Origin of the sequence: Endozoicomonas ascidiicola (assembly GCF_001646945.1) — a bacterium.
GTDB classification, from domain to species: domain Bacteria; phylum Pseudomonadota; class Gammaproteobacteria; order Pseudomonadales; family Endozoicomonadaceae; genus Endozoicomonas; species Endozoicomonas ascidiicola.
In genome coordinates this window covers 662,213-677,327 of record NZ_LUTV01000002.1, presented here as the reverse complement: position 1 = coordinate 677,327, position 15,115 = coordinate 662,213, and the positions used below count along the sequence as shown (strand labels likewise).

Annotated in this window: 3 protein-coding genes and 1 pseudogene; 2 read left to right on the top strand and 2 right to left on the bottom strand. The window is 44.1% G+C overall.

Annotated features, from left to right (window positions below):
* A pseudogene (locus AKL11_RS25600) lies at positions 1-227 on the bottom strand (ISKra4 family transposase); the annotation flags it as partial.
* A gap of 190 nt (positions 228-417) precedes the next feature.
* On the opposite strand from AKL11_RS25600, the gene AKL11_RS06845 reads away from it, so the two are divergent.
* Positions 418-687 (top strand): ABC transporter substrate-binding protein, encoded by a 270-nt coding sequence (locus AKL11_RS06845; protein WP_067515848.1) that lies wholly within the window; start codon positions 418-420, stop codon positions 685-687.
* 1 nt (position 688) lies between these two features.
* Entirely contained in the window at positions 689-1,024 is a 336-nt protein-coding gene (locus AKL11_RS06840; RefSeq protein ID WP_067515847.1) for a hypothetical protein, read from the top strand.
* Here the strand turns inward: AKL11_RS06840 and AKL11_RS06835 are convergent.
* Entirely contained in the window at positions 999-14,999 is a 14,001-nt protein-coding gene (locus tag AKL11_RS06835) for a hypothetical protein (protein WP_067515846.1), read from the bottom strand. The two genes, AKL11_RS06840 and AKL11_RS06835, sit on opposite strands and share 26 nt — an antisense overlap.
* Positions 15,000-15,115: the final 116 nt, after the last annotated feature.

The following is a 15,115-nucleotide window of genomic DNA, read 5'->3' as shown; positions in this document are numbered from 1 at the left end:
CAGAACGTTTTACCTCCCTTACTGCTCTGATAAACATAGCGCTCTACTGGACACTGCCCCCATGGAGACTCATAAACCTTGAGTTCTTTCTTTTTCTTGCAGGTCATACTGATAGAGCCAAGCTGAATAGGAGAGCCATCAGTGTCGAGGTRCTCCAGCTGTTTAGCAGATGCCAGACGGCCAGCATCATTAAGCTCGTCCTGTAACAGATCTTCAAACTCCAACATTGACTTTCCATGCTGGATAGTGATGAGAACTTGGGTTTCGGAGTTTTTTGAAGAAAGTATCTGGGCAGGCATGGCAGCAAACATAAACGTCAGTAGTCAATTACTAATAGAGTAGATGCTTTTTAAATACTTGCTACATTATTCAGGCTGAGCACCCCTGCCAGAAGAGCTATTCTCTAAACCATTTGTTATGCCAACAACTGATGGCTCCGGACGGATCAGAGCGCATCAACAAACTGCACTGCAACTTCTAAAAAAAGCTGGCTGGCAAGTAAAGAACAACCAACTGGTCAATAAGGATGGAAAACAGCTGAGCTTTGAGTTGATATCCAATAGCCATGCCATGGACAAAATCATCATTCCCTTTAAGAAAAATCTGGCAGGCATTGGTATTGATTTAAAATATCGGGTGCTGGATAGCAGCACCTATAATCCGGAGAGTCCGAAACGCCGACTTTGATGTGATTGGCTATAACTACCCATTCGGCCTTTCACCCGGTATCGAATTGTTCCGCTTCTTTCACTCCAGCAATGCAGACGCACCGGACAACCAAAACCTTGCAGGTGTCAGTAACCCGGTAGTTGATCATCTTCTTGAAAAAATACCCCATGCTCAATCGCAGCAGGAGCTTGAAGTCATACTAAAAAGTCTGGATAGAACGTTGCTCTGGAACTACTACGCCATCCCTCTCTGGTACCATCCTCGCACCAGAGTTGCCATGAGAAACCATATACGTCGTCCTGATACCGAAACGGATTTCCCAGTAATCATCAGCTCATGGTGGCTGGCAGAGTAGAAGTCGATGCTGCCGACAAAGAGATTGGCATACAGGCTGCAGGCAAGTACAAGTTAGATTGCTGAGGAAGTCTATTCAGACTTTTAATAAGGTCCTTTTCTCTGGGTGAGGTTATATTAGACACTCTGACAAAACCTGCCCCGGTTTCATGGCTTACCTCTTCATGCTCTTTTGCTACAACCTGCCACTCTTTAGATACCATGCTGCTGATTTTATGAGCCAGTTCATTACTGTCAACATCATCCACTAATTGATGAAAGCAAATTAAAGCAATATCTCTATGGAGCTCTTTAACCACATCAATATCCTGCGATGACATTGTTTCAGGCATGGAGCTTACAGCATTGCTATATGATTGATGGTATAGGTCAGCCAGCTGGCCAGCCTTATCCTTTAACAAAGAATGATACACTGCCGTGTCAGGCGCCAAAGATTTTATTTGATGCAGCCGCTCCCAAATGGCAATTGATAACGGAATTCTATCCTGACTGTTAATATCAAAACTTTTCAGTTTTTTATTGATCAAGGTTATTAAATCAGTCACATAACGGGTTTTAAGATCAGGCTCACTATTTTGAGCTTCTTTACACCAATCATCGACTAACTGCTGGCATTGATAAAGGCTCACCTGCTCAGTATTGCTTTCATTGATACGACGTTTTTCTTTTAACAGTTGCCTGGCAACATCAATATATTTGGAGCCAGAGTTATCAAAACAGCTTCTTGCCATGACGTTCAGCATGCAACGAACCAGTTCAAGACGGTTACCATTCTGAGGGCTGCAGAGTTGAATACGCTCGACGGGATGGTCTTCACTAACCTGTCTGTAAACAGTGGCCAGTTTAAAAAAGCGATGTCTGGACATTCCTTTAATATTATCTTCAGCATGGCGCCCCCTGATTCTGACACCTCCATTCTCTTCCACATCAAAAAGATCACTATAACTCTGGGATTCTGGTCCAACAGGAGAATCAAGCAGCTCACTAATAAATCGCTTCGCCAGTGCATCGCTTCTCAGTTCTTTTGTTTTTCTTAAATAAATTTGTAATATCGAAATGCAAATCAAATCTGAATCGGTCCAATACGACATATCACATAGGCTGTTTTCAGCAAGTTTGATGTAGTTTTTCACATCTTTATAGAGGTCAGAAGCAATATCCGTTCCATCCTGAAGCACTCCAATCAAAGAAGCATGACTTCCGGTCTCTTGTGCTTTTTGAATATCAGACCAGTGCCCTTTAATCATACTACGGTCGTTAATTTTGCAGACCAGAAGGTTTAAAACTTCAGCCAGATTTCTAGGGGTTTCAATAATTGGTTGCCACTGAAGATAAGCCGCCATTCGGGAATCCATTGTGGCGGCCTTCCTGATTGAATCAATTCGTTCTGGAGTAACCACTCCCAATTCAGTTTCAGGCTGCTCACCTTTCATTTGGTTATTGGTTAAGTCAAATTGAAAGGCTGACTCTCCTGTAACAGTTAATAAAATATCACCTTGATCATTGCGTTGGAAACCCTCAGGAAGAGAGCCATGGGAGGATTCAAATAAATCTAATATCTGCAGAAAAGTTGGCTTATGTGTAAATGGCATATGTAAACCATGAGTACCATTTAAGTAATCTGCACTTTTTTGCCACTTTGATAGAGCCCGCTCCTTCATCATTTCTTTAATTGAGCCAGCTGCCGTTGCTAGTATTTCTTGTTCATCACACAGTGAATCATCCCAGCTGGAATTTTCGTTCCCGCTAAACCTCCGTTTAGAGAATAGATTCTCCATATTCAGAGCTTCTGTTTCCTCGCAGGTTTCTGAATTTGCTCTGATCTTGAACGAGGAACATTGCTTACCGTCCTCGGGGGTTTGGGTTTGGCTATGGCAAAATGCAGGGTCATCAGAGTGTGTTGTCATCACACCCACTTGAGCTTTGCAGTCATTAGACTCACCTTCGCACTTCCCAAGAACAGTCACTGTCGAGCTCCACTGCCGGGTAGACGCTTCGCTTACATCTGTTTCTTTAAGAAGCTCTTTCGTTGAATTTTCTTTGCTGGCATGTGCTTCAAATCCGAAGTTTGGTTTTTCTGAGCTTTCTTCAGTAACAGGGCCATTAAAGTAAGATGTGAATTGGCTGAAAAACGCCGATATATCAGGATTAAGAATTTCTTTCGCAAACGTACTCAGTATTTGAAAACCTTTATTAATAGGGCTCTCAAGCCGGGATGCACTTGAACTCATCGGCTTTTGATAGTCATTATTTTCTCTAAATAGCCCGTCCAAAGGACGGTGGTCTTCTAAATGTTCAGAACCCACACTTAAGAGTTTTCGATTATGATGGGCCGGTGGCTTAGGTGCAGCATCGGTATCTCGCCGGTGGTGATACCTGACAACATTATCAGCAGGCGCCGTGGTATTAGTTCCAAGGCTGGCAACAGGGCGAATTGCAGGTTGTATCACCTCTTTAACAGTAGCTACCTTTAGCTGCTTAACCAGACGTCTGGATTTTTCCAACTCTGTTTGGATAGAACGGAGAACGCGGATCTCAGCCTCTCGACTAAGGCCAAGGGGTGATGATCGCCTGGTATGCAGTGTTACTGACGGAATACGGTAGGTTGACAGAAGGTGCTGATTAGCTTTCTCAAACTGCTTTACCGTGACATCGAACTGCCGCATTTGTTTAATCAATAGCCTGGTTTGTTCAGGGCTTGTGGCAGCAATTGGACGTCCTTTTTTATCGGTACATGGCTGATAAAATTTCCCGTGTCGTAAAAGCTTCTCTCTCTCGTTAGAGAGCGCTTTCATTTTTTTCAACATTTTCAATAATGGGACCAGCCCATTTATTTTTCCTGCGCGGGGGTGCTTCAACAGTGCTGTTAACATGCTCTGAACAGCAACAAGCTTGGATGGCAAAGAATTATAAGCTGCCTCAAGCACCCTGGAATCTGAGCTTTCACTGGCAACAGACTTCGAGCTCGAGCTAGGTTTATATCTACCAAGGATCCTGCAGTTGAGCTTTCGGTTCTTTCTGACCCTGACGTTTTTTTCAGGCAGCTGAACTCCCTCAAAAGATTGCAGCTGATTTGTGACCATTCTCAGCACTCCCTGCACTCTAGCTATCTCATTTAGCTCGTCACTATGACGACTGGCAGCCCTTTTCCGCCGGCCACGTATCGCAGGCTCTGTATTTCCTGCACCACTTTTTTCTTCCTCCAGCCTTTTAAGATCTCTGTCGAACTCGCGCAAAATATGTCGTTTCTTCTCCCTGGTGGATCGATGTGAGTGACGACTATGATCCAAAGATCTGGTTACTCTTCCTTGCCTGCGGGAAGCAAATTCTTTAAACCATTTATCCTTGACCCAAGTAAGTCGCACAAGATCAATAATCTCTCTTTTCTGCGCCATATCATTTTCATAACTGGCCTCCCCCTCTCTCGATACACAGGGTTTAAATTTTATATCACTAAGTAATCGTGTTCTTACGACAAGAGCAGCATCATCTGTTAAAAACATTTTTGCCAGATCTCTGGCTTCTCTGACAGGCAGGGTTGTAGCTTTAGGAAGTGATGACAAGTACTCACTGATGGTTCCCAGTGATGACTCCAGGAAACCCATCATATTCCCATACATGTGGTTAACCTGTTCATCCGTAAACACCCCACGCGCAAACCATTCTGGAAAATCAAATTTCACCAAAACTTTGCATGCCAAATCTCTGGACGGTTTAAGCGAAGGCTTAGCAACCGGCGGCTCGAAGCTTATTGACCCTGATTTTTTAGATGTCGTTGTAGATGGCACAGGGGTTGATACTTTTGCTTGAGTTGTCTCTTCCTCTTCTGATGGTGGTGTTGCAGGCGGAGCAAGTGTTGATTGCTCTCCTTGAGTTGTGCCTAACTCTTCTGATGGTGTTGTTGTCGTAGGCTCAGTGGTTTCTGGCTCTGTGACTGGTTGTTCTTCCGAACTTGACGTACTTCCTGATGTAATTTCTGTTACTGATGGTGTCGTCCTTGTAGCTGGTGTAGTTGGTATTGTTGAATCTGAAGTTACCGGGGTTGTTGTTTTTGTATGGGTTGCCTCTCTAGGAGCTGTTTCTTCAGGAGTTGTTGCCGCTTGATTCGTTGTTGGAATACTTGCAGTAATTGGTTTATTTGCAGGTTTTGTCGTTTTTGTAACTTCAGTTGTCGTTGTTTTTTGAGTATGACTTTCCGGTCTCTTCGTAGTAGTTGTTGTGGTAGTAGTGGCCGTCGTCGTTGAGGGTCTCTGTTGATTATTACCCGAGTGACTTAAACCAAAAATAAGAAGTAATGAGCCAGCTCCAGCGCCAAGTACAGGAGCTGCATCCACCGCTTCATCTGCAAATGCGCTATCGACAACACCATCAATGAGGACGTCTGCCAACGTTGAATCTCCAGCTCCATCCTCAAGAGCCGTCTCTTCAACCGCCTCTGGCTCTTCCGGAATACACGGTTCAAGACTTCTTTTCTTCCTTGCCCCACACTCAACAGGGATGCGCTCTTCTACCGAATTTTCAGGCTCTAATGGATCATTATTGGCATCGGGAAGCCGTCTGTTCATTTCCTGAGAGACCAGGTCATCTGCTTCCTGTTGTTCTGCGGGTGTCAGCGCTCTATTTGATTGGCCCAGTGGTCTGTACACTGTTTGCAAAGCGCCATCACCCGATTTAATGACTCGATACGTCAGCGCCAATCCGCCACCCAGTGTAATAACTCCACTGGCTATGCCTCCAACAACTTTTCCAGCGACATTGTCACCCCCTGTTACCATGCTGGCTTTCTGCCCCAGAAACTTATCAACGACAGGGTCATTGAATAGATCCTCTATTGGGTCACTCTCATGCTGAGCCACTTTTGCAAATGATGGAAAACGTTCCAGCTCTTCCATCAAACTTGTCAAGGCGATGTCATCCAGCTTTTCATTCAGCAGTATTGACTCTTCGGACAAAGACGAAGATTCAATTGATTCAGAGTCAGGGCTAACGAGTGAACGGCCTGTTAAACTAAAGAAGAGATGAGCTCCATCTTGCGCCGATACAGCCAACTGTTCCTTTGCCTGACGAAGTTCTGCTGGTGTTGGTTGCGAAGATGACGCTCCCTGAGCTGCCTGTAACTGTGCATTTTTCAAGGCCTTCTGGTTTATGGCTGTTTTTAACTGAGCCTTTTTGCTGTCACTGAGTTCTGATTCCTTATGTGACGAAGAAGAGGGTAGCTGACTGCGATCGGCGGTGCTTGCTGTGGCCACTTTTGCACTGAACTTCGTTGCTTCCACGATAAATTCGCTAAGCTCTCCCCCAAAAAGGTGACTCATTTCTGCATCATCGGCTTCAGCCAGACTAGTAGTCTTGAAAGCTTCGATTGCCTGTGAAAGCCTTTGAAGTAACGGCAAGTTAGCTTCCGTTATGCCTGCTGAAAACTCAGCATCCGACATTCCATTAACCAGTTTCAACGTCCCTGTTATTTTCTTCAGCACATTTCCCACCAATAGTTTGGTCTGTATGGGGATTGGCGTACCGGCTTCTGTTTTTTGGTGGAGGCTGACCAGTAATTCTTTAGCCTGGTCAATAAGAGGGGATTTAGTGGTTACGGTGAAAGGTAAAGATCTGATCCCCTCCGGCACAGCTTGCTTGAGAGCTTGAAAACCAGAGGTGCCAGCCAGAAAATTAAAAAAGTCAGTGAACAGGCCTATCTGCCTTTGCTGTTCCAGTACGGGTAATTCTGCTCGGGATGCTGTTGCTATATCCTTCACTGTCAAAGCGCTGCCGTGTAAAACAACTAAATCCTCAAGAATTCCCATAAAGGCTGCCGTTGCCTTGGTTAGAGTAATCTGCCTCCCTGTATATTCATAAAGCCCCTGTAAGTCATTTGCTATATGAGTTGCAAACTGCTCGCTGTTTTCATCGCTTGCTAACTCATCCAATGTATCAGCTGCAATTTTAAACATGACCGACTGCGTATTTTCGTAGGTGATCATGTATTTATCTGCCGCATTTTTTGTGACAGATATACGCACAACGTGCGTAACACCCGCCGTCTCACTCAGATTTACAAAAAACTGCTGGCTATTAAAGGTCTGCCCTTGCTGCTCTGCAGTTGCCTCCTGCAAACGAAAAGATTTAACACACTCACCAACAACATTCTCTATTGCAACAGTCTTATGGGGAAGTGAAAAAAAACGGACATTCAACCTATGGAGCTGCGATGAAAGTTCCTGAAATGTCTGGCTGCCTGTTTCATAACCCAGATGCTGTAGCTTTCTCAGTGCTTGTGTTGCCCTGTGTCGAGCCTCGGGGTTCTCGCTCTGGCTGTCATCAGCCTGATCAGCAATCATCTGTAGAGCTACGATCGCATTTAAGGTAACGGTTGGCGAACCGTTCGGGCTAAACAAGTCATCTAATAGATTCCATAAAGCGAGGTTGTTGGGATTCTGCTCTGAAACGGCGTCAAAAAGCGTCCTGCCCATACAGTAGCCTGCACACTTAAGTACTAGATCCTGATGCAGGAGCGGATTGGAAAAGACTTGAGCGTACAGTGCCGATGCAAGAATACTGAACTTTGAAAATGTGCCAACAGCCTCTCCGGCATCGGATACAATGTTTGAAAAGATACCGCTATATTCTGAAAGATTATCGGCTTCACTTTGCTGGCTTACTGTTCCCTTGCCAGACAACAGCAGTTCAACATTCGTTTCAATCATTTCGATATCAAATATCTGCTTCCCTGCCTGAAAATAATTCTGATCATCCACTGAATGTGCTGCCGCCACCTTCAACTGATTGAGAGGGGTATCATCAATAACCTCAGTAGCTGACCTCTCCAGTAAGGCATCACTTTCTGACATATCATCTTCATCTACATCATCATGAATGAACTTGCGGTATTCATCCTGCCTCTTTTTATAGCCTTGGGAAAACTCAATAAACGCTTGGTTATGATCACTTTCTCCTAGTAGATCCATAAACGTTTCAAGGGTTTCATCAACAAAGTTGTTGATATCATATTGAGTCCACTCCTGTTTGGTGCTTTCACTGCCATCACTACCATTATGAGATCGCTTGGCTCTTGTTTTGGGCTCCTGCTTTATCTGCTCGATCCGCCCACTTAAATAATCACCAAGTGTCTTGTATTCACTTGCCAGATCGGGATCTGAAGTTCGCACCCCAGTAATAAATGCTCTTGTGAACTCTTTTAAAGCAATCAGTTTTGCTATCCGATAAAAAATGTCCAACTTCTGCTGGTTGAATGATAATGCGGGTGAAGCAGTACTGGATGGCAAGCTTTGCAGAATTGTCTTCTGCTGCTGAAAGAGCGCGCTTATCCAGGAGTTCTTGAAGAAACCTTGTAATAACTGATCAATACTATTCTTCAGGTTTTGATTGGCTGATGTTGTTATTTCTACACTGGGTGCCGGTGTAGAAAAAGGAGCTGTTGCCGGTGACGCCAATGTACTATTAGATACCGCTGACGTACCATTCCTTATTCTTGACGTTGATGAAGTAACGGTACTTGCATTTTCATTTGAGGTTGCCACTTCTCCTGTAACAGTTGTCGTAGACTCTGGCGTTGTTCTCTGAGCCGGCTCATCTTGCACTGTTGTTATTACTGGAGTTGTTTCTTCTTGACCGCTTTCTGTTGTTTGACTGACTGTTGAAGCAGGGGGTGGTGTCTTATCTACTTCTTTTGTTTGAGGCTCTAATGTTGGAGCTGGGGTTGTCTGCTCTGCACTGGTTGGTGTGCTGGTTGTCTTTTCAGTTTCTTCTGTCGTTGGGCTTATATCTGGGCGCGTTGTTACATTCACATTACTCTCTGTAATTTTTTCGGTACTTTTTTGGGTCTGTTCAGGTGTAATGGTTGTAGTTTCTGGCTTAACCTCTGGCTTGGTGGTAGTCGTTAATGTAGATCGATCTGTAGCAGCCTGATCGGTTGCAGGCCTGTCTGCATCATCCTGATTATTTCTATGATTACCAGAGTTGGGGCTGCGGGTGACAGGAGAATAACTATCACTATCGGAAGGCGAATTGGCTGGAGGCGACGGTGGCTGTTCATTCTGATTGCCGCTACCAGCTGCTCCTAACCCGACTACTGTTAACATGCTTCCTGCAAAGAAGGCTCCAGCTGGCAGGGCCGTATCCGCTAAACCGTCACTGACAGCCCCTTCTTCCAAAGTATCGATAACCAAATCTGCGAAAGAATCTCCAGCCCCCTCTTCTGTTTCTGAAGTGACACAGCCTAAGTCTCTCTTACAAATAACCCGGGGCTTTTTAGCAACCGGAACATCTTCAAGAGGGGTATCAGGAACATCTGGAGCATCCAGCTCTGCTGAGTCGAGCTTTTCTATGCCTTTCTGGACATTGTTATTTAAGTCTGTTGCGCTTATATCCAGATCTTCTAATTCTGGTAAATCCTTTGCATCCATGTAAGCACCGCTGGAACCCACTGGCTTATAAAGAATCGACCATTCTCCCACGGTAGCCCGGTAAGCGAACGCTACACCGCCAATCTCTGCAATACCTGTGGCAACGCCCCCCACAACTTTGGCTGTAACTGTGACATCACCTTCTGTAATACTGACAAAATCACTGGGTCTCAGCTTCAGGAACGCTCTGACTGACTCATCTTTCAACAACCGGTCAATAGCATCATCATTTTTACCTGGTATACGACTCCATGACTCACCAGCTCCTGCTGTTTCTTTTAGCCCCTGATCAGCAGCCTCATTTAATGCGTTGGATAACTTCTGGGAATTTGATTCTGTGGGTGTGCCAACATTTCTGGAAGGCGCACCAACAACAGCCATAAAAAAGTCGGCTCCATCTTTAAAGTGCGTAGCAACCTGCTCTTCCGCCTTTTCGATAGATTCACTGCTTGGTTCTTTGGTAGCTGATGATGTAGATGGTGTTTCCTCCAGCGCTATTTTGTGCGCTTTTTCCTTCAGTGTTTTTTTAAGCTTGGAAACGGTTTTCTCTGGAAGAGGGTGACTTTCAGCATCCGGTAACTGAAGCTCCGAAATCGATATACTTTGTGTCTTCTGAGAAAATGCTGCCACTTCTGTGTTTAACTTGGTTACAGCATCGTTTAAATCGGTTGCTGCACCGAAATCTTCGCCAGCAGTCGCTTCTTTCAACGCCTCCATAGCTTGAGACAGCTGTCGTAAGTTATTCAACTTTTCCTGAGTAAGCCATCGCCCCAACACCGTAGCAGGTATCGAGTTGATCAACTTAAGTTCATTAGTCACGGTGCCAAGGATATCTTGAATTAATTCAATTCTTTCACTGGATAGGGCAGTTCCCTGACGTTCAAATAAACCAATAGCCTCAAGCACCTCGCGAACCTTTTGGTTAAACGAGCTTAAGCTACTGACCTTATTTGGATTAACTGTCGAATCTTCAACCAGCCCTTCAAAAGCTCCCTGCCGGATGGCATCTCTGGTGGATGGCTGAGAAAGCTTCGTTAACAGCTCTGTGAGCTTTTGGAGCTTCCTGCCCTGATCCAGTAAAGCCCTTTCAGAGGGAGGAGTTGCAACTAACTCACCTAATGTTGAAAAACTCGTTGGCAGGATTTGTAAGCTTGCAATTTCTGACAGGATGGAGGGTGTCAGTTTTACTAAACGGAGTTGTTCATCGGTGTAACTATAACGATTCCGTAAGTCGCTTCGGATAATTTTCCCAAACTGTTGTCGCACCTTATCGGTTTTCAGCTCGCTTAATGAGCTAACCGATACTTTGATTAACGATGACTGAGAGTTCTCATAAATGATATAAAAACCACCCTCCAGGTTTTCTTCCAGGGCCAGCCGGATCATATGCGGAACTTTAATATAAAAAGTACCGACAATGCCTACTTCGGCACCTTTAATCTCAGATGTTTGGGCCGCTCCTTTTTGAGCTTCATAGAAGTCGACCAATACATCCAGAGCTGTATCAAGAGTGGTGTCCTGTGTTTCCAGTCCATGATATTCAACATTAATTGCATCGACTTTGTTCAACAGATTTTTAAAAACCAAACTTTCTTTTTTAAAGCCAAAGTATTTTAGTCTTTCTGTTTCAAAAGCCGCTTCTTCCGGATTCAGATCGGGTAGATGAGAAGAGTGAGAGATATTAAGTAGCATTTGTAACACTGCAATCGCCTGTGGCAGTGTTCCGGCATCCAGCTGATTTTCAGCCAACATATCGAGCAGACGGTAGTTCAAGCTTACTCCCTTCATGCCAGCTATCGCCTGGATGAAGGAAAACCCTTTGCAGTAGCCTGTACATCCAGCTAATACATCACGAACAAACAGTGGATTAGTAACGATTGCCATAAAGCAGGATGCTTCAAACAAACTGGCATCAACATTTCCATCAATCTCAACAAAATCACTCTGCGACAGGCTGGTTTCAGCATCATTGGTTTCCGTGATCGACTCACTATTGCCTGTACTTCTGGCCAGAATATGCTGATTAACACTGATCTCACCCAGGTCAAAAGAGGTCTGACCTGCAGAGTAATAATCACCCTCAGCAAAATAATCAGTGATCCGCTGTTTTACCTCATCCATTTCAGAAGGGGTAATCACTCTACTTTTGGATTCTTCCGCTAAGCTTTCTGAACGCGTAGGTGTTGAATCCGATATTTGATTATTCAGCTTCAACGAATGTTTGGTAATACTGCTCTGTATACCTTGGGAAAACCGGGTGAAAGCTGCAGCCTTTTCATCACTGGCTAACTGATTAAGCAGTGAGAAAACCTGATGGTCCAAATCAAATGGATTGAGTGGCGAACGTTTTTTTCGGGAGTGCTCGTCTTCACTATTGCCAGTCTTGTGACTGTTTATGCTATCCAGAATACTTGTAAACCGCCTGGCAGTCGCTGGATCTGATGATTGAGTCGCTTTCGCAAATGCACTGATCCAGCTCTTAAGCACTTTCAGCTGATCTGCCTTAATCAATTTATCTAAGGCATTTATAACCGGTTGAACGCTATTGCCATCTGGAGCCTCATCACGATACTTCAACAACCTTAATTGAAGCTTATAAACCCATGTGTCTTTTACAGCATTTATCAGTACATTCTGAAGTATGAATTGTGTGGACTGTGTCGTTGACACTGGAGTAGTTGCTGGCGTTGTTTCAGGTACTTCTGTGGGAATCTGTGTGGTAATCTTGTTTAGACTACTACTATCAGTTGTTTCAGAAGCCGTTACGTCCTCAGCATCTGATCTTGTAGGATTATCTGGTGGTAGAAGAGTTTGTGACACAGGCTCTGAATGTGATTCAGGGGATTCATCAAAACACTTCTGCCACTGAGATAGCAAGTTAAAGGAGGGCTGATTTCCAGTTAATATTCGATATGAATTTTTATCTGGGTGAACCTCAAGATGGCTTCCTTGATGCCATTCCATAATCTCGTTCAAACTATTTTTGAACAGGCCACTTATAGCTTGATCAGTATCCAGTGACGGAGCCTCAGTCTGACCTGTTGACTCTTCGGGAGTAAACACTCCCAACACACCTTCATACTCTTTAAAAAATGCGACCAATTCTTGCTCTGTCATTGTCTGAGCATCAGTCTCACTCCCCTTTAGTTTTCCCACTATCCACCTTAATAACTGCCTAGGATTCAGAAGCACTTTTGAACCCGGTGAGTGAATTACAGATGTCTCTTTTGTCTGGCTTTCTGGCTCCTGATGATTACCAGCCGTGGTTGTCGCTTCGGTATGCTGGCTTAAATAAACTTGTGATTGAGTATTAAACTCAGACAACGCTTCTCTGATATCTGATGGAATAGACAACTCTGTGTCGTCTAAAACATCAGAAACCATACTGCTAAATTCAGAGAGCGCCTGTTTTGCATCTGCTGATAATCCATCAGATGATTGTGAGCTGTCATTACACAGTCTGAGAATGCCAGTGAATCCTTTTAAGACATTCTTAAACAATTGCGCTGTACCGGCTTGAATCAGTTCTTCCCCATCCACTGTTGCTTTTTTAATAGCAAGAAGCTCCTGCATTTCAGCGGTTAAATTTGAAAGGGCGGTCGCTGTGTCTGTTGGAGGTGCTGTACGCTGTGTTTCAGGTGTTATTAGCGTGGTGAAAACAGCTCTGTCTTTCATTGTATTGAAGAACTGCTGAGTCAGCTCCATCATGCGTGTACGCTCAAGCTGAGGGAGCTGTGATACAGGGGTTGATATAATATCTCGTAGACTAAGCGGGCTTCCCTGCAACACGATTAACTGATCAACGTAATGAATCGACGCTGGTACCATCTGAATAGGGATGCTGACATCATTACCTACCGTTATTTTAAAATGCAGGCTGAGTAAATGCTTTATTTTATGGCTAAACAACTCATTAAAAGTAGTTCCAGTCAGTTGCTCCCTGGTCATTCCCGAATAACGTATAGACCCTTCTGTAGAATCACCAATGGTAAGACTGAATAGTCCATTATTATCCTGAGTCAAACCAGCTCGAATAAACTCTGTCCTGTATTTAGGTGACTGAACTCCCATTCTATTGATATGAATAACAACCTGAAGGTTATTAAAATTCCCATCCCTCCCATGAGCTTCATCAAATTTATTGATAAGAAATGTTATGATTTCAGCTGGAGTGCTTCTACTACTTTCCCAAGCACTCATTGGTCCAATAATTCGTCCAATGGCTGCCTGTAATAGTGAAAAGTGCTCGCTTAATGTATCCACACCAAGTTTTCGAAGGATTGTTTCGCTGGCTCTCTGTTTTTCCTCATTCGGGTACACCATGGTGTAAAGGTAGTACTCATAGCTGGCTTGAAAAGCCAGTGTAAGCTCTTTAACCACTTGTCTGGAGCCTTCATCTGACAATGTCATCTGCTCAAGAAGGTTATTCAGAAACTGAGGGTTATCTCCCGATAACATCTGCAGAAAACTGAAAGCAACACCAAACTCATAATCTTCGTTCCAGATACCTCCATAACTTTTCAGGCTCGCCAGAATAAGGGCAACCTTCATGCCATATTCAAAATCATTCTGAATTCCATTCGATGAGTGCTCAACCTGTGATGGTAAGGAAGGGGATTCAAAATCAAGTAGCTTATCCATGAACGGGTTCTGCTTTTTATGATTGTAAGCGGTTCCTTCTTTCCCCCTAATCATTGCATTTGCAAAGAAAAACAACCTGCCTGCCTGCTCAAATTCATCTGAAGATATAAGCTGGTGTAATTTTTCATACAGATTTTCATACAATGTTGCTCGATCAAGGCCCTGTTCGAACGAAGCCGCTATAACCCTTTCATTCTCATTAGTAGGGGCAATGTTTGACAATGGCTGCTGCAGCCTTGCGGTCTCAAGCTGCCGATCTCGCAACCCTTTAAAAAACAGACCAAACTTACCGCTGTACTTCAAGGGTTTGAGACGATTAATGGCCTCATCAATTAAGTCAAAAAGTGCTTTGCCTTTTGAGCTCTCTTCTGAGTCCGCCTCATTGAGAATGGCGGTGGCTTTTGTTTCAACATCATCAATAATGTTGCTATAAGCATTTCCTGTCTTTGTATCAAAGGATTTAATAATATCCCGATACTCCACCAGCTGGCTGTAAAACAGAGCCATTGTTTGACGTGAAATATTTGTATTGGCCTTTTCGATAATTGGATCGAGCTTCGTACTGTCTTCAGGGCACAGGCTGCTATAGGTGAGCAGGATGCTAAGAAAGTGCCAATCACGCGCACTCTCCATATTTATGTTTAATTCATTCTGCAGTTTCAGGTGCAACGTCTGAAGTTCGTCAACGTCTGTATTGTCCGGTGTCGTGGTTTGACTCACTGTTGATGCTGAACCCTCAGTCTCAGGAATTGCCGTTGTTGTCATTTTCTGATGTTTAGTTTCAGCACTTCGACGCTCTCGAGTCAGGCTACTTTCTTTCGCGTTTTCAACACCGTCCTTTACTAAATTATTTTTGGGGGTCGCTACTTTAGACCCACGGCCGGTTATGCTCTTGTCCTCTGGGGTTGAACTCATTAAGGGCTTTTTTGAGAAGACAGTCTGTGGTGTTTTATATTTTGAGTTGTAATCTGACCTATCGTTTTCAAATGACCTATCACTAAGCACTGCAGACGTTACAGGAATAGATAAAG

Coding starts and splice junctions, on each gene's coding strand:
- AKL11_RS06845 (WP_067515848.1), top strand. CDS start 418: ATGCCAACAACTGATGGCTCCGGACGGATCAGAGCGCATCAACAAACT.
- AKL11_RS06835 (WP_067515846.1), bottom strand. CDS start 14,999: ATGAGTTCAACCCCAGAGGACAAGAGCATAACCGGCCGTGGGTCTAAA.